We start from the raw sequence: 19,602 nt of genomic DNA, 5'->3' as shown, positions 1-19,602 counted from the left end.
AAGGAAGGGACTTGTCTCCGTGGACACCATGCGTGAACGTTTCGCCCCTGTCGTCACCCGGCTGCTGGACGAGGATCCGCGGGTCGCGGTGGTGCTCGCCGAGATCGGCGCGGACGGGTTCGCCGAGGCGCGGCGCAGGCATCCGGACCGGGTCGTCAATGTGGGCATCCGGGAACAGCTTCTGGTCGGTGCGGCGGCCGGAATGGCGCTGACCGGGCTGCGGCCCGTCGTGCACACCTTCGCGAGCTTCCTGGTCGAGCGTCCGTTCGAGCAGGTCAAGCTGGATCTCGGGCATCAGGGTGTCGGGGCGGTGCTGGTGAGTGCCGCCGCGTCCTTCGACTGGCCGGCGGGCGGATACACCCACATGGCCCCCGGTGACGTGGCACTGCTGGACACCCTGGACGGCTGGACCGTGCACGTGCCGGGACATCCGGACGAGGCCGAGACGCTGCTGCGGCACGCGGTGGCCGCCGGTGACGACAAGGTGTACGTGCGGCTGTCGCTGCAGTCCAACACGCGGGGACTGCCCGTGGACGGAGAGCGCTTCCGCACCGTCCGGGAGGGCCGCTCCGGCGTCGTCGTCGCCGTCGGACCGGTGCTGGACGCCGTGCTCGACGCCACGGAGGGCCTGGACGTCACCGTGCTGTACGCCACCACCGTCCGCCCCTTCGACGCGGCCGGCCTGCGCCGTGCCACCGCGGCGGCCGGGACGGACGTCGTCCTCGTGGAGCCGTACCTGGCGGGTACGTCGACGGCCGCGGCGAACGACGCGCTGGCCGATGTGCCGCACCGGGTGCTGGGGCTGGGCGTGGGCCGGGCCGAACTGCGCCGGTACGGGCGGATCGACGAGCATGTCGCCGCCCACGGTCTGGACGCCCGGTCGCTGCGGGCCCGCATCGGCGGGTTCGTCGGTGCGGGCGGGACGGTGCCCGCGGGCGTGTGACCGCCGGGGGCCGGCCTTCCGGGGGCGCGCGTCTCAGTCCGCGGGCGGCAGTCCCAGCCGGGGGTGTGCCTCCAGGAGCCGCGACGGGGCCGCCTGGCGCCAGGAGTCGGCGAGGATGTCGTGCAGTTCGCCCTCGCCGTCCAGGGCCGACAGGCGGACCCTCACCCAGGCGAACTGTGCCTCGTGGCCGGCGATCCAGAACTTCTCCGGTTCCGCGAGGGCCAGTTCGTCGCGCTCCTCCTTGGGGCAGCGCACGGCGATGGAGGTCTCGTCCTCGGGCAGCGTGGCGAACATCTTCCCCGCGACCCGGAACGTGGGCATGCTCCAGGCGGTCTTCTCCGTCGTGTCCGGCAGGGACAGGGCGATCCGTCGTACGTCTTCGGCATCCGGCATGGCAGGCACCGTAGCGGCCGTCACTGACAATCAGAGACGTTGTCCCGGATGTGCGACGCCGGGAAGGTCTAAGCCTCCGCGGCCGCCGCGCCGAGCGCGTCCAGCACCGGCCGGATCAGCGGGTGCTCCTCGGCGCCCCGGCGCACGGCGGCGAAGACCCGGCGGGTCGGTGCCACACCGTCCACCGGGCGGACGATCACGCCCGTGAGGTCCATGCCGCGCAGCGCCGAGCGGGGCACGAGAGCGACGCCCACGTCCGCCGACGCGAGGGCGACCACCGCGCGGAAGTCGTCCGAGGAGTGCTCGAGACGGGGCTGGAACCCGGCGCTCTCGCAGGCCAGCACGACGACGTCGTGGCAGGGGTTGCCGGGGTAGGGGCCGATCCAGGGATCCTTGGCCAGCTCGGCGAGCGGCACCTCGCCGGTGCCGGCCAGCCGGTGGGTGACGGGGACCACCGCGTCGAAGGGTTCCGCGTACAGCGGCAGGTGCGCCAGGCGCGGGTCGTCGGCGGGCGGGGCCCCGCGGTACTCGACCGCCACGGCGACGTCGACCTGGCGGTCGAGGACCATGGGCAGGCTGGCGTCGCCCTCGGCGTCCTGCACCCGGATGCGGATGCCGGGCGCCGAGTCGGCGAGGCGGGCCACCGCGGGCGCGACGACCTGGGCGATGCCGGTGGCGAAGGCGGCGACCGTGACGGTGCCGGCCTGGCCGGACCCGTAGGCGGCCAGTTCGGCCTCGGCCCGCTCCAGCTGGGCGAGGACGGCGTTGGTGTGGCCGAGCAGGATCTCGCCCGCCGGGGTGAGCCGTACGCCCTTGGCACCGCGTTCCACGAGGCGGTGGCCGGTCTCCTGTTCGAGGGCGGCGAGCTGCTGGGACACGGCCGACGGGGTCAGGTACAGCGCGGCGGCCGCCGCCGTGACCGTGCGGTGGTCGGCCACCGCACGGAGGATGTGGAGCCGCCGTGCCTCGATCATGAATGCGATTGTCTCAAATCGCTCGGTGCGCTCCGTTCAGGCGTCGAGCTCCGCCCGCGCCGCCACGAAGGCGTCCACCGCGCGGTTCACGTCGTCCGTGGAGTGCGCCGCGGACAACTGGACGCGGATCCGGGCCTGACCCTGCGGGACGACCGGGTAGGAGAAGCCGATCACGTACACCCCGCGCTCCAGCAGCAGCTCCGCCATGCGTCCCGCGCGGGCGGCGTCGCCGATCATCACCGGGGCGATGGCGTGGTCGCCGGGGAGGATGTCGAAGCCCTCCTCGGTCATCCGGCGGCGGAACAGGGCGGTGTTCCCGGCCAGCCGGACGCGCAGGTCGTCGGCCGACTCCAGCAGGTCGAGGACCTTCAGGGAGGCGGCCGCGATCACCGGGGCGAGCGTGTTGGAGAACAGGTACGGGCGGGACCGCTGGCGCAGCAGGGCGACGATCTCGGCCCGGGCGGCGACGTAGCCGCCTGAGGCGCCGCCGAGCGCCTTGCCGAGGGTGCCGGTGATGATGTCGACGCGGTCCATGACGCCGTGCAGTTCGGGCGTGCCGCGCCCGCCGGGACCGACGAAGCCGACGGCGTGCGAGTCGTCGACCATGACCATCGCGCCGTGCCGGTCGGCGAGCTCGCAGATCTCGTCCAGCGGGGCCACGTAGCCGTCCATGGAGAACACGCCGTCGGTGACGATCAGCGTGCGGCGTGCGCCGCCCTCGGCGGCCTCCTTGAGCCGGCGCTCCAGGTCGTCCATGTCGCGGTTGGCGTAGCGGAAGCGGCGGGCCTTGGACAGCCGGATGCCGTCGATGATCGACGCGTGGTTCAGGGCGTCCGAGATCACCGCGTCCTCGGGGCCGAGCAGCGTCTCGAAGACACCGCCGTTGGCGTCGAAGCAGGAGGAGTAGAGGATCGTGTCCTCCTGGCCGAGAAACGCGGACAGCCGCGCCTCCAGCTCCTTGTGCACCTCCTGGGTGCCGCAGATGAAGCGCACGGACGCCATGCCGTAGCCCCAGCGGTCGAGCGCCTGGTGGGCGGCGGCGATCACCTCGGGGTGGTCGGCGAGGCCGAGGTAGTTGTTGGCGCAGAAGTTGAGGACCTCGCCGGGTCGGCCGCCGGCGGTGACGTTCACGGTCGCGGACTGCGGGGTACCGATGACGCGCTCGGGCTTGTGCAGCCCGGCGGCGCGGATCTCGTCGAGGGTGGCGCGCAGGTCGTCGCGCACGGAGTCGAACATCTCAGAAGCTCCTAGAGGCAGATGGCTTACGCGGTCCAGTCGAGGATGACCTTGCCGCCCTTGCCGCCGGCCGCCTCCTCGAAGGCCGCCTCGAAGTCGCGGAAGGAGTAGCGGCCGGTGATCACCGGGGCGAGGTCGAGGCCGCCCTCCAGCAGCACCGACATGGCGTACCAGGTCTCGAACATCTCGCGGCCGTAGATGCCCTTGATGGTGATCATCGAGGTGACGACGCGGGCCCAGTCGACCGGGAACTCCTCGGCCGGCAGGCCGAGCATCGCGATCCGGCCGCCATGCGTCATGTTGTCGATCATGTCCCGCATGGCCTCGGGGCGGCCGGACATCTCCAGGCCGATGTCGAAGCCCTCCCGCAGCCCGAGGGCGTGCTGCCCGTCGGCGATCGTCGACTCGGCCACGTTCAGCGCCAGGGTCGCCCCGATCTTGCGGGCGAGTTCCAGGCGCTCCTCACTGACGTCGGTGATCACGACGTTGCGCGCTCCCGCGTGCCGGGCCACGGCGGCAGCCATCAGACCGATCGGGCCGGCGCCCGTGATCAGGACGTCCTCGCCGACGAGCGGGAAGGACAGGGCGGTGTGCACGGCGTTGCCGAAGGGGTCGAAGATCGCGGCGACGTCGAGGTCGACGGGGACCCGGTGCACCCAGACGTTGGTGGCGGGGAGCACGACGTACTCGGCGAAGGCACCGTCGCGTCCGACGCCGAGGCCGACCGTGGCCCGGCACAGGTGGCGGCGTCCGGCCAGGCAGTTGCGGCACTTGCCGCAGACCAGATGGCCCTCGCCGCTGACCCGGTCACCGGTCGCGATGTCGGTGACGTCCCGGCCGGTCTCCACGACCTCGCCGACGAACTCGTGCCCGAGGACGCGCGGGGTGCTGATCGTCTGCTGGGCCCAGCCGTCCCAGGACCGGATGTGCAGGTCGGTGCCGCAGATACCGGTGCGCAGCACCTTGATCAGCACGTCGCCGGGTCCGACGGCGGGCTCCGGTACGTCCACGAGCCACAGCCCGGGCTCCGCCTTCTCCTTGACCAGCGCCTTCAACGGTACGGCTCCCGAGGGTGAGTCCCGGCCCCCGGGCACGCCGAAGCGGACCCGGTCCGGGAGGAGGAGTGGAATCGCACTGCAATCTGCCGTACGACACCCTTGCCGGTCCATCGAGGATTTCTTAAGCGCGGCCACAGCTTTGCTTCACACCGTCACTCCATCGGCGGCGCCGGAGCCCTCACAGCGGCGGTCCGCCGGTTCCCCGGTGCTCCAGCCGTACGGCGAGATCCGCCGCCTGTGCCTTGATGGCGGCGAGCCCCGGCTGCCCCCAGGCCCGTGGCCGGACGTCGGTGACCGAGACGGTGCCCAGCACCATGCCGGTGCTGTCGATCAGCGGCGCGCCCATGTAGGACCGGACGCCGAACCCGTCCACCACCGGGTTGCCCGCGAACCTCGGGTAGTCGCTCACGTCCTGAAGGACCAGCGCCTTGCGCCGGGCCACCACATGGGGGCAGAAGCCGTGGTCGCGGGGCAGCACCCGGCCGAGCAGGGCGCCGGTGCCGTCGCCGCGCACGACCGGTGCGACGGCCGGTGTGTGCAGCCCCGCGAAGAACTGCCCCTCCTCGCCGAGGAAGTTGACCATGGCGTACGGCGCCCCCGTGAATTCCGCGAGACCGTGGGCGAAGGCGTCGAGCGCGGGCTCCGGGTGGCTCCCCAGCCCCAGCCCGCGCAGCCTGCGGACGCGAGCCGGGGCCTCCTTGTCCTCGGGGGTGAGCAGCAGACGACCGGCCGGGCGGGGCGGGTCGTAGCTCATGGGCGGGCTCCCGGGTGGTGGGCGAAGGTCATGGAGGGGCTCCGTGGGTGTGCGGGGATCACCTGTGGGCGCCGTACCCCGTCGCGGCGACCGGGGCGTGGACGATGAGGTGGCGGACGAGGGTCAGCAGGGTCTGGACGCCCGAACTGGAGATGCGGGCGTCGCAGCGGACGACGGGGACCTCGGCGGGGAGGTCGAGGGCGGCGCGCACTTCCCCCGGTTCGTAGCGGAACGCGCCGTCGAACTCGTTGACGGCGACGATGAATCCGAGGCCGCGCTGCTCGAAGAAGTCGACCGCCGCGAAGCACTCCTCCAGGCGCCGGGTGTCGGCGATGACGACCGCGCCGAGCGCACCCTCGCAGAGCTCGTCCCACATGAACCAGAAGCGTTCCTGGCCAGGCGTGCCGAACAGGTACAGCACGTGTTCCGCGTCGAGGGTGATGCGGCCGAAGTCCATGGCCACCGTCGTCTCGACCTTGTTCTCGATGCCGTCGAGGCTGTCGGTGGCGGCGCTGACCGTGGTGAGGAGTTCCTCCGTGCTGAGCGGCGCGATCTCGCTGACGGCGCCGACGAAGGTCGTCTTGCCCACGCCGAACCCGCCCGCCACCAGGATCTTGAGCGCGGTCGGGAACGCCTCGTCACCGTGGTCCGTGCCGGCGGCCCGGTCAGAGCTGTCGTCGTAGTCCATCGAGCACTGCCTCCAGAAGGGCCCGGTCCGTCGGGTTGTGGTGGAAGGCGGGGAGCCTGTCGGTCAGCGCCCCGCATTCGACGAGGTCCGCCAGCAGCACCTTGGTGACGGCCACCGGCAGCCTGAGGTGTGCGGCGACCTCGGCGACCGGGACCGGGGCGCGGCACAGGGCGAGGGCCTGCGCGTGCTCGGGGCCGAGGTAGCCGAGGGGGGTGGCGCCGGTGGCTCTCACCTGCGACAGCAGGTCGAGGGCGACGGTGGGGCGGGTACGGCCGTCGCTGACCGTGAAGGGGCGCACCAGCCGACCGGCCGCGTCGTCGAGCCACGGCCCGTCACCGGCCGCCTTCACGCTCAAGGCCTCATCGCCGGCGGTTCGGCGCCCTGCTGCCGGGGAGCGGTCACCAGGTACGGGCGGACGGACTTCACCAGCATGGCCATCTCGTACCCGAGCACCGCGGCGTCCGCCTCGCGGCCCGCCATCACGGCCAGGCAGGTGCCGGATCCGGCGGTGGTGACGAACAGCAGCGTCGAGTCGAGCTCGACGACGACCTGGCGGACGTCACCGCCGTCGCCGAAGCGGACGCCGGCGCTGCGGCCGAGGGAGTACAGGCCGGAGGCCAAGGCCGCCATGTGGTCGGCGCTGTCCGGGTCGAGGCCGTGCACGGACTTCACCAGCCCGTCGCAGGACAGCAGTACGGCGCTGTTCGTGTGCGGTACGCGCTGCACGAGGCCGCTCATCAGCCAGTCGAGGTCGGATACCTGGGCGGTCGGCGCATCGCTCGCCATGGTGGATCGACTCCTTGGGGTACGAAGGTCTGCGGGAGCGCTGGGGACGCGGGTGGAGAGGCGGGTGGTCATCCGGCGGGCCGGCTCCCGTCGTTCCGGGCGGTGTGGTCGGTGCGGGGTGCGGCGGCTGACGGCCGCGGTGCGGCGGTCAGCTCCTGCCGGGACTCCGCGAGGCTGACGCCCCGCTGGAACGCCGCCATCAGCTGGGGGTCGTGGCCGGTGACGTACTCGGTGTCCTTGCGCGGTGCCGGCCCGTCCCGCAGCTGCGGCGCGAGGTGCTCCTGGGCGCGCCGGCGGGGCAGCCGGGGTCTGCCCATGACGCCGCGCACCGTGGTGCCGCGCGGGGTGAGGGGCGTCGTCCCGGCGTCGTCGAGGGCGTCCGGGCCGCCGTGGCGGGGGCCGGGTACGGGCTCGATGGGGTGGGGGCGTGCCTCACCGGTGCCGCGCACGGGCAGCGGCGGGGCGACGGCGCGGTGGCCGGGGTGCGGGGCCGGGGTGCGGGCAGGGGGCTGGGGGGTGACCGGGGTGAGGGACGCCGTGGGCGGGTGCGGGACCGCGGCCTCGTGCGTGGTGCCCGGCCCGTCCTCGGGGCCCGGGGCCACGGGCAGGTGGCGGGCCGCCGGGAACGCGCCGCTGCCGCCGTCCCGCGGTTGCCGTTCCGCTCCCGCGTCCGCTTCCCGCCCGGCGCCCGGGGCGCCCGGCTCCGTGCCGAGCAGGGCCTGCGGCACCACGAGCACGGCCTGGATCCCGCCGTAGATGTTGCTCTGGAGCCGGACGTGGATGCCGTGCCGCCTGGCGAGCTGGGAGACCACGAACAGGCCGATGCGGCCGTCGGCAAGCAGGCCGGCGACCTGCACCTGGTCGGGGTCGGTGAGCAGCGCGTTCATCCGGTCCTGCTCGCCGACGGGCATACCGAGCCCGCGGTCCTCGACCTCGACGGCGAGCCCGGAGGTGACCAGGCCGGCCCGCAGCAGCACCTGGGTGTGGGGGGCGGAGAACACCGTCGCGTTCTCGACGAGTTCGGCGAGCAGGTGGATGACGTCGGCGACGGCGTGCCCGCGCAGCGTGCCGTCGATCGGGGGCACGAGCTTGACCCGCGAGTACTGCTCGACCTCGGCGATCGCGGAGCGCAGCACCTCCGTCAAGGGGACCGGGTTGCTCCACTGCCGCCGGGAGACGGCCCCGCCGAGTACGGCGAGGTTCTCGGCGTGGCGGCGGATGCGGGTGGCGAGGTGGTCGACGTGGAAGAGCCCCTTGAGCAGGTCGGGGTCCTCCATCTCGTTCTCCAGCTCGTCGAGGAGGGAGATCTCGCGGTGCACCAGGGACTGCAGGCGTCGCGCGAGGTTGACGAACACCTCGAGCTTCTGCTCGCTGCCCGTCCGGCCGGAGAGCCGCGCGGCCTGGACGACTGCGGTGACGGCACCGTCGTACGCACGGGCGAGGTCGGCGGAGAGGAGGTCGAACTCGTCGGCATGCCTGTCCTGTTCACCGCGCCGTGCGCGTGGCGGCGGGTTCTCTCCGTGGCGCAGCGCCTCGACGAGGGCGTGCAGATCGGCCTCGCGCCGGGCGGTGCTCCGGCGCAGGGCGGCGACGCGGTCGTGCACGGACCGGGCGGCGCGGTCGGCGGCCACCGCGGCGATGACGATGCCGGCGCAGGTCACCGACAGGGCGCCGCCGAGCACGGCCCACAGGGTGGGACCCGTCCGCACTCCGGTGGAGCGCACGGTGAAGAGCACGGCCGCGCAGGCGCTGAGCGCCACGGCGACGGGAGGCAGCACGGCGAGGCGCAGGAGCTGCGACCGTAAGTGGGTCCCGGGCAGCGTGGGAGCGGTCCGCGCGGGCGGCCGTCCGTGCCGTCCGCCCTCACGCCTGTCCGGCCGGTTTGGCGGACCGGTCCGGCGGGCCCCGGGCTCCCCCTCGTCGCGGTCCGGCACTCGGGCCGCGATCGCGGTGCCGACGGGCACCGGCGTGCGGACCGTGCCCTGCGCTCCGGCCGGCCCCGGGGCGTCGGCCGGGCCCGGGTGCCGGGGCCTGTCGCCCCGTCGACTCCCTCGTCCGCCTTCTGGCTGCACGTACCGGTCCCCGCTCCCTGATCCCGTTCCCATCGACGCGGCCCCTCGGCTCTGCGCGTCCTGCGGCGTGAGCCGTCACGCCTGGCGACCGACACTCACCGTAGTCGTCACCGCATCATGGGCGGGGGGCAGTTGACAAACTCCCGCGGACAGCATCGCGCTCTGGTATGAGGCGTCGTACGACAGACCGATAACCGTTCAGCACAAGGGATCGAGAGTGGACATTGGGAGATCAACCCTGGTCACAAGTGGTCGCCACGAGTCTGCGGGAACGGAGCCGTCCCGGCGGCACACCTCGCGCGATCCGCCCTTCGGCCGTCCGGGGCTGCCCGGCCGGGGCCTCGCGACCGCCGCCTCCCCTTCGGCCAGGGCATCACCCTCCGTAGCGACGAGGGCAGCGGGTCCGTCGGCCGGCACCGGGGCGGCCACGCCGTGCGGCGCGAACCCGGCCGGCCTCCCGGTGACGTCCTTCAGGGAAGACGGCCCGGCGCCACCTCACGGACTGGCTGAAGGTACATGCCCCGGTCTCCTACGCCTCCTGCTGCCGGCCGGCCCCCGAGCAGGCAATCGAGGCCGCGACACCCGGCTGAGGCATCACCTCGGCTTCGGTCTCCCCGCCGAGACCCCCGTTCGGTCCCGACCGACGTCACCGCTCACCGGCGAGGTCGAGTTCACCCCAGCTCGCCTCCGTCACGGCCTCACCACTGCGCGGACGCCGCCACAGGTGCGCGATCGGCCCCGAGACCGCCCGCCACCACGCCTCCACCGGCAGTTTCCCGGCCGGCTCGAACGGCTCGCCCGGCCGCGGGAACGCCACCGCCTGCCCCGCGTCCTCAGCCGTGTCCTTCATCCACTCCCCCGGCTCCGCCCACGCGTGCGGCGCCAGGTTGAAGGTGGCCCAGTGGATAGGCAACAGCACCCCGGCCGCCGCGCCGCCCTGCAGGTCGAGATGCGACCGCACGCCCTCCTCGGGCGTCATGTGGATGTCCGGCCAGAAGTCGGAGTACGCCCCGACCTGGATCATCGTCGCGTCGAACGGACCGTGGGCGGCGCCGATGTCCCGGAATCCGTCGAAGTAGCCGGTGTCACCGCTGTGGTAGATCCGGTGTTCCTCGCCGGCGACCACCCAGGAGGCCCAGAGGGTGTGCTGGGTGTTGCGCAGGCCCCGGCCGCAGAAGTGGCGGGCCGGGGTGGCGGTCAGGGTGAGACCGCCGACCCTCGTCGTCTCGTGCCAGTCCAGCTCGCGCAGCCGGCCCTCGGACACGCCCCAGCGCTCCAGGTGCGCACCGACGCCGAGGGGCACGGCGAACAGGGTGTCCGTGCCCGCCAGTGCCCTGATCGTCGGCAGGTCGAGGTGGTCGTAGTGGTCGTGGGAGATCACGACGGCGTCGACCGGGCCGAGCGCGGCGAGCGGCAGGGGCGCGGGATGCAGCCGCTTCGGTCCGGCGAAGGGGAAGGGCGAGCAGCGCTCACCCCACACGGGATCGAACAGGACCCGGTGCCCGTCGATCTCCGCGAGGACGGCGGAATGGCCCATCCAGGTCAGACGCAGCCCCGTGGCGGGCGGGCGGGAGATGTCGGCGAGGGTGGTGGGGTGCACCGGCACGGCTCCCGCCGGGGCGCGGCGGGACCGGCTGTCCTTGTCGAAGTAGACCTTCGCCAGGTCCCGTGCCGATCCCGAGGGACGGATCCGGGCGGGGCCGCCCGGATTCTGGAACACGCCGTCCCTGAAGTGCGGGGATCTGTGGATGCGGGCCATGCGTTCACCACTCGGGTCCGCGCCGAAGGCCACGGGCCGCAGGGCGCGGAGCCCGGAGCGCTGGAAACGGTAACCGGCCACGGTACCTCCAAGTGGAGTCGGTCAGGCTTTCCATTATGTGTGGGTGGTACGGCACCGGGCTGCCGGTTACCGGCCGGGCTGCCCCGCGGCACCACCGCACGTGCGCGCGGCCTCACGCCACCGAGGCGATCCGTACCTTGATGTCGTCCGGCGACAGCGTGCCCTTCGCCCTCACATGGTCGCCCGAGGACTCGCCCCGCAGCCGGCGGCCGATCCACGGCACCAGGTACTCACGGGCCCAGTGGACGTCGTCCCGGCGGACCTCGAAGGTGCCGCGGGGCGGCAGCGGCGGCCAGGGCTGCTCCGGGTCGGCGGGGACCTCGAGGCCGAGGGCCAACCCGGCGCGGAGCGCCACGCGGGTGTGCCCCTCGGGTGACAGGTGCAGCCGGTCGGCGTCCCAGGCCCTGCGGTCCTGGACGCTCCTGAGGGACCACAGGTCGAGCACCGGGCACCCGTAGCGGTCGGCGATGGCCCGTACGTGCCCGTTGTACGTGGCGATCTTGCCGCGCAGATGCCTGAGCAGGGGAACGCCACGGGTGTCGAACCCGGTCGTCACCATCACGGTGCCCGACACGGCCGCGAGCGCGGCGATCGCTCGCTCGAAGCGCTCGGCCACCTCGTCCGGGTCGGAGCCGGGACGGATGATGTCGTTGCCGCCCGCGCAGAAGGAGACCAGATCGGGGGCGAGTTCGGCTGCCCTGGGCAGCTGGTCCGCCACGATCTGGTCCAGCAGCTTTCCGCGCACGGCGAGGTTGGTGTACGCGAAGTCCCCTTCGGGCCGGCGGTCGGCGAGAAGCACGGCGAACCTGTCGGCCCAGCCGACGAACGCCCCGTCGGGGCCGGGGTCGCCGACGCCCTCGGTGAAGCTGTCCCCCACCGCCACGTACGACCCGATCACTCTTCTGCTGTCACTCTTCGAATCGTCTGCCACAGCAGCTCATGATTCACCGTCGAATGTGACCTACGCGACCGTAGGAAAGGGTTGACGTGCGGTGAGATAAGACACTTTCAAAATGTTGACCAATTGCGGAATACGCCGAGGGCCGGACCCGGGGATCGGGGTCCGGCCTTCGGCGCGCGTGTCAGGCAGGCTTCCGCGAGGTGTCAGAGGGAGACGCCCTTGGAGCGGAGGTAGGAGACCGGGTCCACGTCCGAGCCGTAGTCCGGGGTGGTGCGGATCTCGAAGTGCAGGTGCGGACCGGTCGAGTTGCCGGTCGAGCCGGACAGGCCGACCTGCTGGCCGCCGCTCACGGTCTGGCCGGCCGAGACGGACAGCGAGGACAGGTGGGCGTACTGGGCGTAGTAGCCGTCGTTGAGCTTGATGACGACCTGGTTGCCGTACGCGCCGGCCCAGCCCGCGGAGACGACGGTGCCAGAACCGACGGCCTTCAGGGAGGTGCCGGTCGGAACGCTGAAGTCGACGCCGGTGTGGTAGCCGCTGGACCACATGCTGCCGGCCACCTTGTAGGCGGTACCGACGGCGCCGCCCGGCACGGGGGAGCTGTAGCCGGAGGCGGCCTGGTTCGCGGTGGCCGTCTGGGTGGACGGCTTCGAGGAGGACTGCTGCGAGGACTGCTGCGCAGGCTTCTCGGCAGGCTTCTCGGCCTTCGGCGCGGCAGGCTTCTCGGCCTTCGGCGCGGCAGGCTTCTCGGCCTTCGGCGCGGCGGGCTTCTCGGCCTTCGGCGCGACGGACTTCTGGGGCGCGGCCTTGGCGGCCTCGCCGTCGATGGACAGCTTCAGGCCCGGGTGGATGAGCGAGGGGTCCTCACCCACGGCCTCGCGGTTGTCCGCGTAGAGCTGCTTCCAGCCGCCGTCGACGTCCTGCGTCTCGGCGATCTTCGCGAGGTAGTCACCGGCCTTCACGATGTACGTACGGGCCTCGCCGCTCTTCTCGGCGGTGGCCTTCTGGCCGGCGGAAAGGGACTGGACGGCCTTTTCGGGGGCCGTCTGCGGTGTGGCGGCGTTCGCGCCCGTGGCGCCGAGAAGCGGCAGGGCGAGTGCGGCGCCACCGGTTCCGGCGACGGCGATGGAACGGGCGAGACGCTGAGCCTTGGTACGGCGGTGCTTACCCTTGGCGGGCATGACGAATTCCTCTCCGGCGCCTACGAGGTGAGCTGTCGGGTTCGGACTGGAGATGCCCGGCCGCGATGCAACGCGGCTTAACCCCAAGCCTGTTCCGGGAACCGGAACAGGCAGTCGTACCTGTGGGTCCCCCGCTCCTGCCGTACACGGGTCAGTGTGTGCGGGCTCCGGGCGGCGGCAGGATTAGGCGTCCGTCCGGATCGGTGGTGAACGTAAGCGACCCGGACGCGGAGGGACAAGCGGAGGTTCTCCGCGAACCCGTTTTTCCCGTGATCCACTGGGGGAAATGACGTCACCGAGCGTCATCCGCGGGACGAATGCGCGCCAAATTCCCTTGCGTTTCCCATGAATTACGTGGGCATGGCGACAACACATCGTCACGGATATGACGATGCTCACGCACCCCGTCCCCATCTCACTTTCTACCGGGGCATGTTATGTCTAATCCACCTAAACGGACAGAACGCCCTTATCGCCAGATCGCGGGCGGTGCGGGGAGACGTCCGGCGCGGGCGGGGCCCTGCCTGTGGACAACTCATCACCCCAGGCAGGCATGTCGTATCGTCGGGTGGTGCCCGTCGGCGAGCGGCGGCGGCGGCGCCGAGTGGGAGGAGTCCTCAGTGACGCAGCAGATCCCGTCGACGGAACCCGAACTGGCGGGAGTGCGCAACTTCCGCGACGTGGGCGGACTGCCGACCGTGGACGGTCGGCGGGTGCGGCACGGGGTGCTGTTCCGCAGCGGTCACCTCGCCCACGCGACCGCGGAGGACGCCGTCTTCCTCTCCACGCTCGGACTCCACACCATCTTCGACTTCCGCAACGCGGCCGACCAGAAGCTGGAGGGGCCGGACGTCGCGCTGCCGGGCGTGCGCAATGTGAACCTGCCGCTCAGCGACCCGGCCGACGGCGCCGAATTCTGGAAGATGGTCCGCGACGGCGACCTGGACCAGCTGCGCTCGATCCTCGCCGACGGCAAGGGCGCGGCCCGGATGATCACCTCCTACCGGATGATCATCAAGGAACGCACCGCCGAGCACGCCCGGGTGCTGAGCGCGCTCGCCGAGGACAGCGTCCCCGCGCTGATGCACTGCGCGGCGGGCAAGGACCGCGCGGGTCTCTCGGTGGCGGTGACGCTGCTCGCCCTGGGCGTCGAACGGGACGCGATCGTCGACGACTACCTGAAGTCGAGCGCCAAGCACCGCCGTTACAGGGTGCACCGCAGCAGCAGCTCCGCCTCGGCCTACTCCCCCGAGGTGATGGAGCTGCTCGACCCGCTGTTCGACGCCCGGGCGGAGTACCTGTCGGCGGCCTTCGAGACCGTCGAGGAGACGTGGGGCGGCGTGGACACCTATCTGGAGCAGGGTCTCGGGCTCACCCCCGAGACCCGGGAGCGGCTGCGCGCGCGCATGCTCGACTGAGCCGGGCGCCGCCCTATTTCTTGGGAGCCATCTCGAACAGGAAGTAGATGAAGCCGGCGAAGAGGTGCCCCACCACCACGTAGATGAACAGCCGCACCCACAGGGCCCGGGGGAGCTTCTCCTCCATGTCTTTGCCGGTCATGTCGCATCTCCGTGGATCGGGCCCAGGCACAGGGCGGCCGTGGGACTCTGCAGCAGGGTGTGGACGAACAACAGCTCGACCCCGTCGGGGTCGGAAGCATCGATACGGTGCGGGGTCAGCGAGTCGTAGTGCGCGCTGTCGCCCGGGGCGAGCCGGTGCGGGGTGTCCCCGAGCCGCAGTCGCAGCCGGCCCTTGAGGACGTACAGCCACTCCTCGCCGGGATGGACGCGCACGATGTCGCCCTGGGAGCCGTGCGGCACGTGGACCCTGAGGGCCTGCATGCCGCGCCCGGGTGCACCGGCCGGCCAGTACGTCCAGCCGCCCGCCGCCGTGGGTTCCATGTCGGCGGCGCGGATCACGGCGTCCCGGTCGGTGACCGCCTCACCGAGCAGCTCCGACACCGTCGTACCGTAGATCCGGGCGAGAGAGAGCAGCATCGGCAGCGAGGGCTGGCGCTGCCCGGTCTCCAGACGGGAGAGGTGGGCGGGCGACAGACCGGCGTCGCGGGCGGCGGCCTCGAGCGTCAGGGAGGCCCGCCGGCGCAGTGCGCGCAACTGCGGCGCGACCGCGGGCAGTGCGCCGGCCGGCTCGGTCTCGGAGGAGCTCATGCCCCCATTGAGCCGGAAATTTGCCCCTCTGGCAATTTTCTTGCCTCAGAGGCAAATCCCCCCGGCAGTGACCCGGCCGGTCAGCGGCCCGCGACCGCCTGCTTCACCAGGGTCCGCCCGAACTCCCACACCAGGCCGCCGCCGTCGTGCGCGTCGTCCATCACCGCACTGAAGGCGCTCACGAACCGGTCCACGTCCCGTTCGTCGATGATGAGCGGCGGGATCAGTTTGATCACCTCCATGTGGTCGCCCGACACCTGGGTGAGGATCCGGTGCCGTTGCAGCAGCGGTACGACCACCATCTGCGCGAAGAGCCCCTTGCGGGCCGCCTGGAGCACGGTCCAGCGCGAGCGCAGCTTCAGCGACCGGGGCCGGCCGAACTCGATGCCGATCATCAGGCCCCGGCCGCGGACGTCGGCCAGCAGCTCGTAGCGGTCGGTCAGGGCGGCCAGCCGGGTCCGCAGCAGCTCGCCGGTGGTCCGGACGTGCGCGACGACCTGCTCGTCCTCCATGACCGACAGCACCGCGAGCCCCGCAGCCATGGCCTGGGCGTTGGCCCCGAAGCTGGCCGAGTGCACCAGCACCCGGTCCATCGACGAGTAGACCTTCTTGAAGATCCAGTCCCGCCCGATGGTCGCGCCCACCGGCACGTACCCGCCGGAGAGCGCCTTGGCCACACACACCAGGTCCGGCTCCACGCCGTCCTCGTGCTGGTAGGCGTAGAAGTCACCGGTCCGGCCCAGCCCGGTCTGCACCTCGTCGGCGATCAGCAGGGCCTTGTGCCGGCGCAGCAGCTCCTGGGCGGCCCGCAGGTAGCCGGGCGGGGCCTCGTGCACGCCCTTGCCCTGGATCGGCTCCACGATCAGGGCGGCGACGTCCCCCTTGCGCAGTTCCCGCTCCAGGGCGTCCAGGTCTCCCAGCGGTACGGCCGTGTCGGGCAGCAGCGGGGCGAACCCGTCCCGGAATCCGGACTCGCCGTTGACGGAGAGGGAACCGGTGGTCAGACCGTGGAAGGCGTGCTCGCAGTGCAGGACCCGCGGCCTGCCGGTCGCGCAGCGGGCGAACTTCAGGGCGCCCTCGACCGCCTCCGTGCCGCTGTTGCCGAAGAACACCCGGTCCAGGTGGGGACTGTGCGCGAGCAGCTTCTCGGCGAGCAGTCCGGGAAGCGGCTGGCAGTCGAACCGGGTGAGGTCGGCCAGGGAGGCGTCCAGGACGTCGTGCAGCGCCTTGCGGACCACGGGGTGGTGGCGGCCCAGGCCCATCACCCCGAACCCGGCCAGCATGTCCAGGTAGTCGTGCCCGTCGTCGTCCCAGAAGTGGGCGCCCTCGGCGCGTACGTAGACCTTGTCGAAGCCGATGGTGCGCAGCATGCGCGGGAGCTGGTGGTTGAGGTACCGGGTGTGCAGCTCGTAGCGCTCGGCCCCGCGCTCGGCCAGCAGCGCGCCGAGGTCGAACCCCTTGGTCCCCGACGCCTCCGGCGACTCCGACGCCGACTCCGCGGTGGTCATGCCTGGTGCTCCTGTACGTCCGGTGACTGTTTCGCGAGGACTTCCCCGGCGGCGAGGCTCGCACTGATCCGCCCGGCGATCTCGACGGGCGTGAGACCGATGTCGGCGAGCAGCTCGCCGCGTCCGGCGTGCGCGAGGAACCGATCCGGGATGCCGAAGCGGCGTACGGGCACGTCGACCTCGGCGTCGCCCAAAGCCAGCGCGACCGCCGAGCCCACCCCGGCCGCGCGGCTGTTGTCCTCGACGACCGCCACCAGGCGGTGACCGGCGGCCAGTCGCGGGAGGGCCGGGTCGACGGGCTTGACCCAGCGGGGGTCGACCACCGTGCACCCGGTGCCGCGGGCCTCGAGCAGTTCGGCGGCCCGGAGGCAGACGGGCGCCATCACGCCGACGGCCACCAGCAGCACCTCGGGGGCGTGCGCCCGGTGCAGCACGTCCGTGCCGCCGATCCGGTCGACCGCAGGGATCGCCGGGCCCACGGATTCCTTCGGGAACCGCAGCACGGTGGGCGCGTCGTCGACGGCGACCGCCTCGCGCAACTGGGCGCGCAGCTGGTCGGCGTCGCGGGGCGCCGCGATGCGCAGGCCGGGAACGACCTGGAGGACGGACATGTCCCACATGCCGTTGTGCGAGGGCCCGTCGACGCCGGTGACACCGGCCCGGTCCAGGACGAAGGTCACCCCGCAGCGGTGCAGCGCCACGTCCATCAGGAGCTGGTCGAAGGCGCGGTTGAGGAAGGTGGCGTAGACGGCGACGACCGGGTGCAGGCCGCCGGTCGCCAGACCCGCCGCGGACACGGCGGCATGCTGTTCGGCGATACCGACGTCCCACACCCGGTCGGGGAACCGCTCGGCGAAGGCACCGAGACCCACCGGACGCAGCATGGCGGCGGTTATCGCCACCACGTCCTCGCGCTCCTCGCCGATCCGGACGATCTCCTCACCGAAGACCGAGGTCCAGGACGGTCCACCGGACGGCGCGAGGGGCGCGCAGGTGAGCGGGTCCATCACGCCGACGGTGTGGAAGTGGTCCTCCTCGTGGGCGAGGGCGGGTTCGTAGCCGCGGCCCTTCTCGGTGAGGCAGTGGACCAGGACGGGGCCGTGGAAGCGTTTGGCGCGGCGCAGTGCGGACTCCACGGCCTTGATGTCGTGGCCGTCGATCGGGCCGACGTACTTCAGTCCCAGGTCCTCGAAGAGGCCCTGGGGGGCGAAGGCGTCCTTGAAGCCCTTCTTGGCGCCGTGCAGCGCCTCGTAGAGCGGGCTCCCGACCACGGGGGTGCGCTGGAGCACGTCCTTGCCCCAGGCCAGCACGCGTTCGTAGCCGTCGGTGGTGCGCAGGGCCGCGAGGTGGTTGGCGAGCCCGCCGATGGTCGGGGCGTAGGAGCGTTCGTTGTCGTTGACGACGACGATCAGCGGCCGGTCCTTGGCCGCGGCGATGTTGTTCAGCGCCTCCCAGGCCATACCGCCGGTGAGCGCGCCGTCGCCGATCACCGCGACGACGTGCCCCCGCTCACCCCGCACCTGGCGGGCCTTGGCCAGGCCGTCGGCCCAGCCGAGCGCCGTGGAGGCGTGGCTGTTCTCGATGACGTCGTGCTCGGACTCCTCGCGCGAGGGATAGCCGGACAGGCCGCCCTTGCCGCGCAGCTTGGAGAAGTCCTGCCGACCGGTCAGCAGCTTGTGCACGTAGCTCTGGTGGCCGGTGTCCCACAGGATGCGGTCCACGGGCGACTCGAAGACCCGGTGCAGGGCCACGGTGAGTTCGACCACCCCCAGGTTGGGTCCGAGGTGACCGCCGGTCCTGGCGACGGCCTGCACCAGGAACTCCCTGATCTCGTGCGACAGTTCGCCGAGTTCAGTCTCGGACAGCGCCTTCAGGTCGCGCGGTTGCCGGATGCTCTGAAGAATCGTCACGCTCGGGCCCCCTTCGAATGCCGTGCTGTTCAGTTCACGGTGACGGCCGGCTCCCCCGACGCGATGCCGTCCTTCTCCATCTGCTCGGCGATCTTCATCGCCTCTTCGACGAGCGTCTCGACGATCTTCGACTCGGGGACGGTCTTGACGACCTCGCCCTTCACGAAGATCTGGCCCTTGCCGTTGCCGGAGGCGACGCCGAGGTCGGCCTCACGGGCCTCGCCCGGGCCGTTGACGACGCAGCCCATGACGGCCACCCGCAACGGCACCTCCATGCCGTCCAGCCCCGCGCTGACCTCGTCGGCGAGCTTGTAGACGTCGACCTGGGCACGCCCGCAGGACGGGCAGGACACGATTTCGAGACGCCGCTCCCTGAGCCCCAGTGACTGGAGGATCTGGATGCCGACCTTCACCTCCTCGGCCGGCGGCGCCGACAGCGACACCCTGATGGTGTCGCCGATGCCCTCGCTGAGCAGCGCTCCGAAGGCGACGGCCGACTTGATCGTGCCCTGGAACGCCGGGCCGGCCTCGGTCACGCCGAGGTGCAGCGGGTAGTCGCAGCGCTCGGCGAGCATCCGGTAGGCGTTGATCATGACCACCGGGTCGTTGTGCTTCACCGAGATCTTGATGTCCCGGAAGCCGTGCTCCTCGAAGAGGGACGCCTCCCACAGGGCGGACTCGACGAGCGCCTCCGGCGTCGCCCTGCCGTACTTCTGCAGCAGCCGCCGGTCCAGGGAGCCGGCGTTGACCCCGATCCGGATCGGGGTGCCATGGTCCTGGGCGGCCCGGGCGATCTCCTTGACCCGGTCGTCGAACTGCTTGATGTTGCCCGGGTTGACGCGGACGGCGGCACACCCGGCCTCGATGGCGGCGAAGACGTACTTGGGCTGGAAGTGGATGTCCGCGACGACCGGGATCTGCGACTTGCGGGCGATGGTCGCGAGCGCGTCCGCGTCGTCCTGCGTGGGGCAGGCGACCCGGACGATCTGGCAGCCGGAGGCGGTGAGTTCGGCGATCTGCTGGAGGGTCGCGCCGATGTCGGACGTGCGGGTCGTCGTCATCGACTGCACGGACACCGCCGCGCCGCCGCCGACCACCACCGGACCGACCTGGATCCGCCGCGACGCGCGCCGCTCGGCGAGCGGCGGCGCGGGCGCCCCGGGCATCCCCAGTGGGACAGCGGTCATGAC

19 protein-coding genes and 1 riboswitch are annotated in these 19,602 nt (G+C 72.1%); of the genes, 2 read left to right on the top strand and 17 right to left on the bottom strand.

The features are described 5' to 3' along the window. Positions 1-19 precede the first annotated feature (19 nt). The gene (locus tag BU52_RS02765) at positions 20-943 is read left to right on the top strand and encodes a transketolase family protein (protein ID WP_037927176.1); all 924 of its coding nucleotides are present in this window, start codon (positions 20-22) and stop codon (positions 941-943) included. A 33-nt stretch (positions 944-976) separates the two neighbouring features. Here BU52_RS02765 and BU52_RS02760 read toward each other — a convergent pair whose 3' ends face one another. From BU52_RS02760 to BU52_RS02705, 12 genes are all read right to left on the bottom strand, one after another. Then, positions 977-1,336 carry an MmcQ/YjbR family DNA-binding protein gene (locus tag BU52_RS02760; RefSeq protein WP_037927173.1) on the bottom strand — a complete coding sequence of 120 codons (360 nt, stop codon included), beginning with the start codon at positions 1,334-1,336 and terminating at the stop codon, positions 977-979. Between the two features lie 68 nt (positions 1,337-1,404). After that, positions 1,405-2,310: a LysR family transcriptional regulator gene (locus BU52_RS02755; protein WP_037927171.1), complete on the bottom strand. Its 906-nt coding sequence runs from the start codon at positions 2,308-2,310 to the stop codon at positions 1,405-1,407. A gap of 36 nt (positions 2,311-2,346) precedes the next feature. After that, positions 2,347-3,546, bottom strand: a complete 1,200-nt coding sequence (locus tag BU52_RS02750; RefSeq protein ID WP_037927168.1) for a glycine C-acetyltransferase — start codon at positions 3,544-3,546, stop codon at positions 2,347-2,349. Positions 3,547-3,572: 26 nt separating this feature from the next. Continuing rightward, the gene (gene tdh, locus BU52_RS02745; RefSeq protein ID WP_037927165.1) at positions 3,573-4,601 is read right to left on the bottom strand and encodes an L-threonine 3-dehydrogenase; all 1,029 of its coding nucleotides are present in this window, start codon (positions 4,599-4,601) and stop codon (positions 3,573-3,575) included. A gap of 181 nt (positions 4,602-4,782) precedes the next feature. After that, on the bottom strand, positions 4,783-5,358 hold the full coding sequence (locus tag BU52_RS02740; RefSeq protein ID WP_037927162.1) for a GAF domain-containing protein: 576 nt from the start codon (positions 5,356-5,358) through the stop codon (positions 4,783-4,785). Between the two features lie 58 nt (positions 5,359-5,416). Next, on the bottom strand, positions 5,417-6,046 hold the full coding sequence (locus BU52_RS02735) for a GTP-binding protein (RefSeq protein WP_037927160.1): 630 nt from the start codon (positions 6,044-6,046) through the stop codon (positions 5,417-5,419). Next, complete coding sequence (locus tag BU52_RS02730; protein WP_037927157.1) at positions 6,024-6,395, bottom strand: DUF742 domain-containing protein; 372 nt, start codon at positions 6,393-6,395, stop codon at positions 6,024-6,026. The genes BU52_RS02735 and BU52_RS02730 overlap by 23 nt, the downstream gene beginning before the upstream one ends. 2 nt (positions 6,396-6,397) lie before the next feature. Further along, on the bottom strand, positions 6,398-6,832 hold the full coding sequence (locus tag BU52_RS02725) for a roadblock/LC7 domain-containing protein (RefSeq protein WP_037927155.1): 435 nt from the start codon (positions 6,830-6,832) through the stop codon (positions 6,398-6,400). A 68-nt stretch (positions 6,833-6,900) separates the two neighbouring features. Continuing rightward, positions 6,901-8,766 carry a sensor histidine kinase gene (locus BU52_RS02720; RefSeq protein ID WP_037927877.1) on the bottom strand — a complete coding sequence of 622 codons (1,866 nt, stop codon included), beginning with the start codon at positions 8,764-8,766 and terminating at the stop codon, positions 6,901-6,903. 784 nt (positions 8,767-9,550) lie between these two features. Next, the gene (locus BU52_RS02715; protein WP_037927153.1) at positions 9,551-10,744 is read right to left on the bottom strand and encodes an MBL fold metallo-hydrolase; all 1,194 of its coding nucleotides are present in this window, start codon (positions 10,742-10,744) and stop codon (positions 9,551-9,553) included. 112 nt (positions 10,745-10,856) lie between these two features. Continuing rightward, a complete protein-coding gene (locus BU52_RS02710) occupies positions 10,857-11,642 on the bottom strand; it encodes an SGNH/GDSL hydrolase family protein (RefSeq protein WP_037927149.1) in 786 nt (261 codons plus the stop codon). 206 nt (positions 11,643-11,848) lie between these two features. After that, a complete protein-coding gene (locus tag BU52_RS02705) occupies positions 11,849-12,826 on the bottom strand; it encodes a M23 family metallopeptidase (protein WP_037927147.1) in 978 nt (325 codons plus the stop codon). Positions 12,827-12,828: 2 nt separating this feature from the next. Next, positions 12,829-12,993, bottom strand: a riboswitch (cyclic di-AMP (ydaO/yuaA leader). 453 nt (positions 12,994-13,446) lie between these two features. On the opposite strand from BU52_RS02705, the gene BU52_RS02700 reads away from it, so the two are divergent. Next, the gene (locus tag BU52_RS02700; protein WP_037927144.1) at positions 13,447-14,244 is read left to right on the top strand and encodes a tyrosine-protein phosphatase; all 798 of its coding nucleotides are present in this window, start codon (positions 13,447-13,449) and stop codon (positions 14,242-14,244) included. A gap of 13 nt (positions 14,245-14,257) precedes the next feature. On the opposite strand, the gene BU52_RS02695 is transcribed toward BU52_RS02700, so the two are convergent. The 5 genes from BU52_RS02695 to ispG form a co-directional block, all read right to left on the bottom strand. Beyond that, the gene (locus BU52_RS02695; RefSeq protein ID WP_037927140.1) at positions 14,258-14,386 is read right to left on the bottom strand and encodes a DUF6126 family protein; all 129 of its coding nucleotides are present in this window, start codon (positions 14,384-14,386) and stop codon (positions 14,258-14,260) included. Next, positions 14,383-14,994, bottom strand: coding sequence for a helix-turn-helix domain-containing protein (locus BU52_RS02690; protein WP_037927137.1), 612 nt, complete (start codon positions 14,992-14,994; stop codon positions 14,383-14,385). Before BU52_RS02690 ends, BU52_RS02695 begins: the two co-directional genes overlap by 4 nt. 80 nt (positions 14,995-15,074) lie before the next feature. Beyond that, entirely contained in the window at positions 15,075-16,502 is a 1,428-nt protein-coding gene (locus tag BU52_RS02685; RefSeq protein ID WP_037927134.1) for an aspartate aminotransferase family protein, read from the bottom strand. Continuing rightward, positions 16,499-18,412: a 1-deoxy-D-xylulose-5-phosphate synthase gene (gene dxs / locus BU52_RS02680; protein WP_037927133.1), complete on the bottom strand. Its 1,914-nt coding sequence runs from the start codon at positions 18,410-18,412 to the stop codon at positions 16,499-16,501. The genes BU52_RS02685 and dxs overlap by 4 nt, the downstream gene beginning before the upstream one ends. A 29-nt stretch (positions 18,413-18,441) precedes the next feature. Further along, entirely contained in the window at positions 18,442-19,599 is a 1,158-nt protein-coding gene (ispG, locus tag BU52_RS02675) for a flavodoxin-dependent (E)-4-hydroxy-3-methylbut-2-enyl-diphosphate synthase (RefSeq protein WP_037927131.1), read from the bottom strand. Positions 19,600-19,602: the final 3 nt, after the last annotated feature.

Origin of the sequence: Streptomyces toyocaensis, from assembly GCF_000725125.1 — a bacterium.
GTDB lineage: Bacteria > Actinomycetota > Actinomycetes > Streptomycetales > Streptomycetaceae > Streptomyces > Streptomyces toyocaensis.
Note: the sequence above shows the minus strand (reverse complement) of the source record. Positions and strands in the feature narration are given on the sequence as shown.

Excerpts from the sequence above, each read along its gene's own strand:
- BU52_RS02760 (WP_037927173.1), bottom strand. The coding sequence starts at position 1,336 with ATGCCGGATGCCGAAGACGTACGACGGATCGCCCTGTCCCTGCCGGAC.
- BU52_RS02755 (WP_037927171.1), bottom strand. The coding sequence starts at position 2,310 with ATGATCGAGGCACGGCGGCTCCACATCCTCCGTGCGGTGGCCGACCAC.
- BU52_RS02750 (WP_037927168.1), bottom strand. The coding sequence starts at position 3,546 with ATGTTCGACTCCGTGCGCGACGACCTGCGCGCCACCCTCGACGAGATC.
- BU52_RS02740 (WP_037927162.1), bottom strand. The coding sequence starts at position 5,358 with ATGAGCTACGACCCGCCCCGCCCGGCCGGTCGTCTGCTGCTCACCCCC.
- BU52_RS02735 (WP_037927160.1), bottom strand. The coding sequence starts at position 6,046 with ATGGACTACGACGACAGCTCTGACCGGGCCGCCGGCACGGACCACGGT.
- BU52_RS02725 (WP_037927155.1), bottom strand. The coding sequence starts at position 6,832 with ATGGCGAGCGATGCGCCGACCGCCCAGGTATCCGACCTCGACTGGCTG.
- BU52_RS02705 (WP_037927147.1), bottom strand. The coding sequence starts at position 12,826 with ATGCCCGCCAAGGGTAAGCACCGCCGTACCAAGGCTCAGCGTCTCGCC.
- BU52_RS02695 (WP_037927140.1), bottom strand. The coding sequence starts at position 14,386 with ATGACCGGCAAAGACATGGAGGAGAAGCTCCCCCGGGCCCTGTGGGTG.
- BU52_RS02690 (WP_037927137.1), bottom strand. The coding sequence starts at position 14,994 with ATGAGCTCCTCCGAGACCGAGCCGGCCGGCGCACTGCCCGCGGTCGCG.
- BU52_RS02685 (WP_037927134.1), bottom strand. The coding sequence starts at position 16,502 with ATGACCACCGCGGAGTCGGCGTCGGAGTCGCCGGAGGCGTCGGGGACC.
- ispG (WP_037927131.1), bottom strand. The coding sequence starts at position 19,599 with ATGACCGCTGTCCCACTGGGGATGCCCGGGGCGCCCGCGCCGCCGCTC.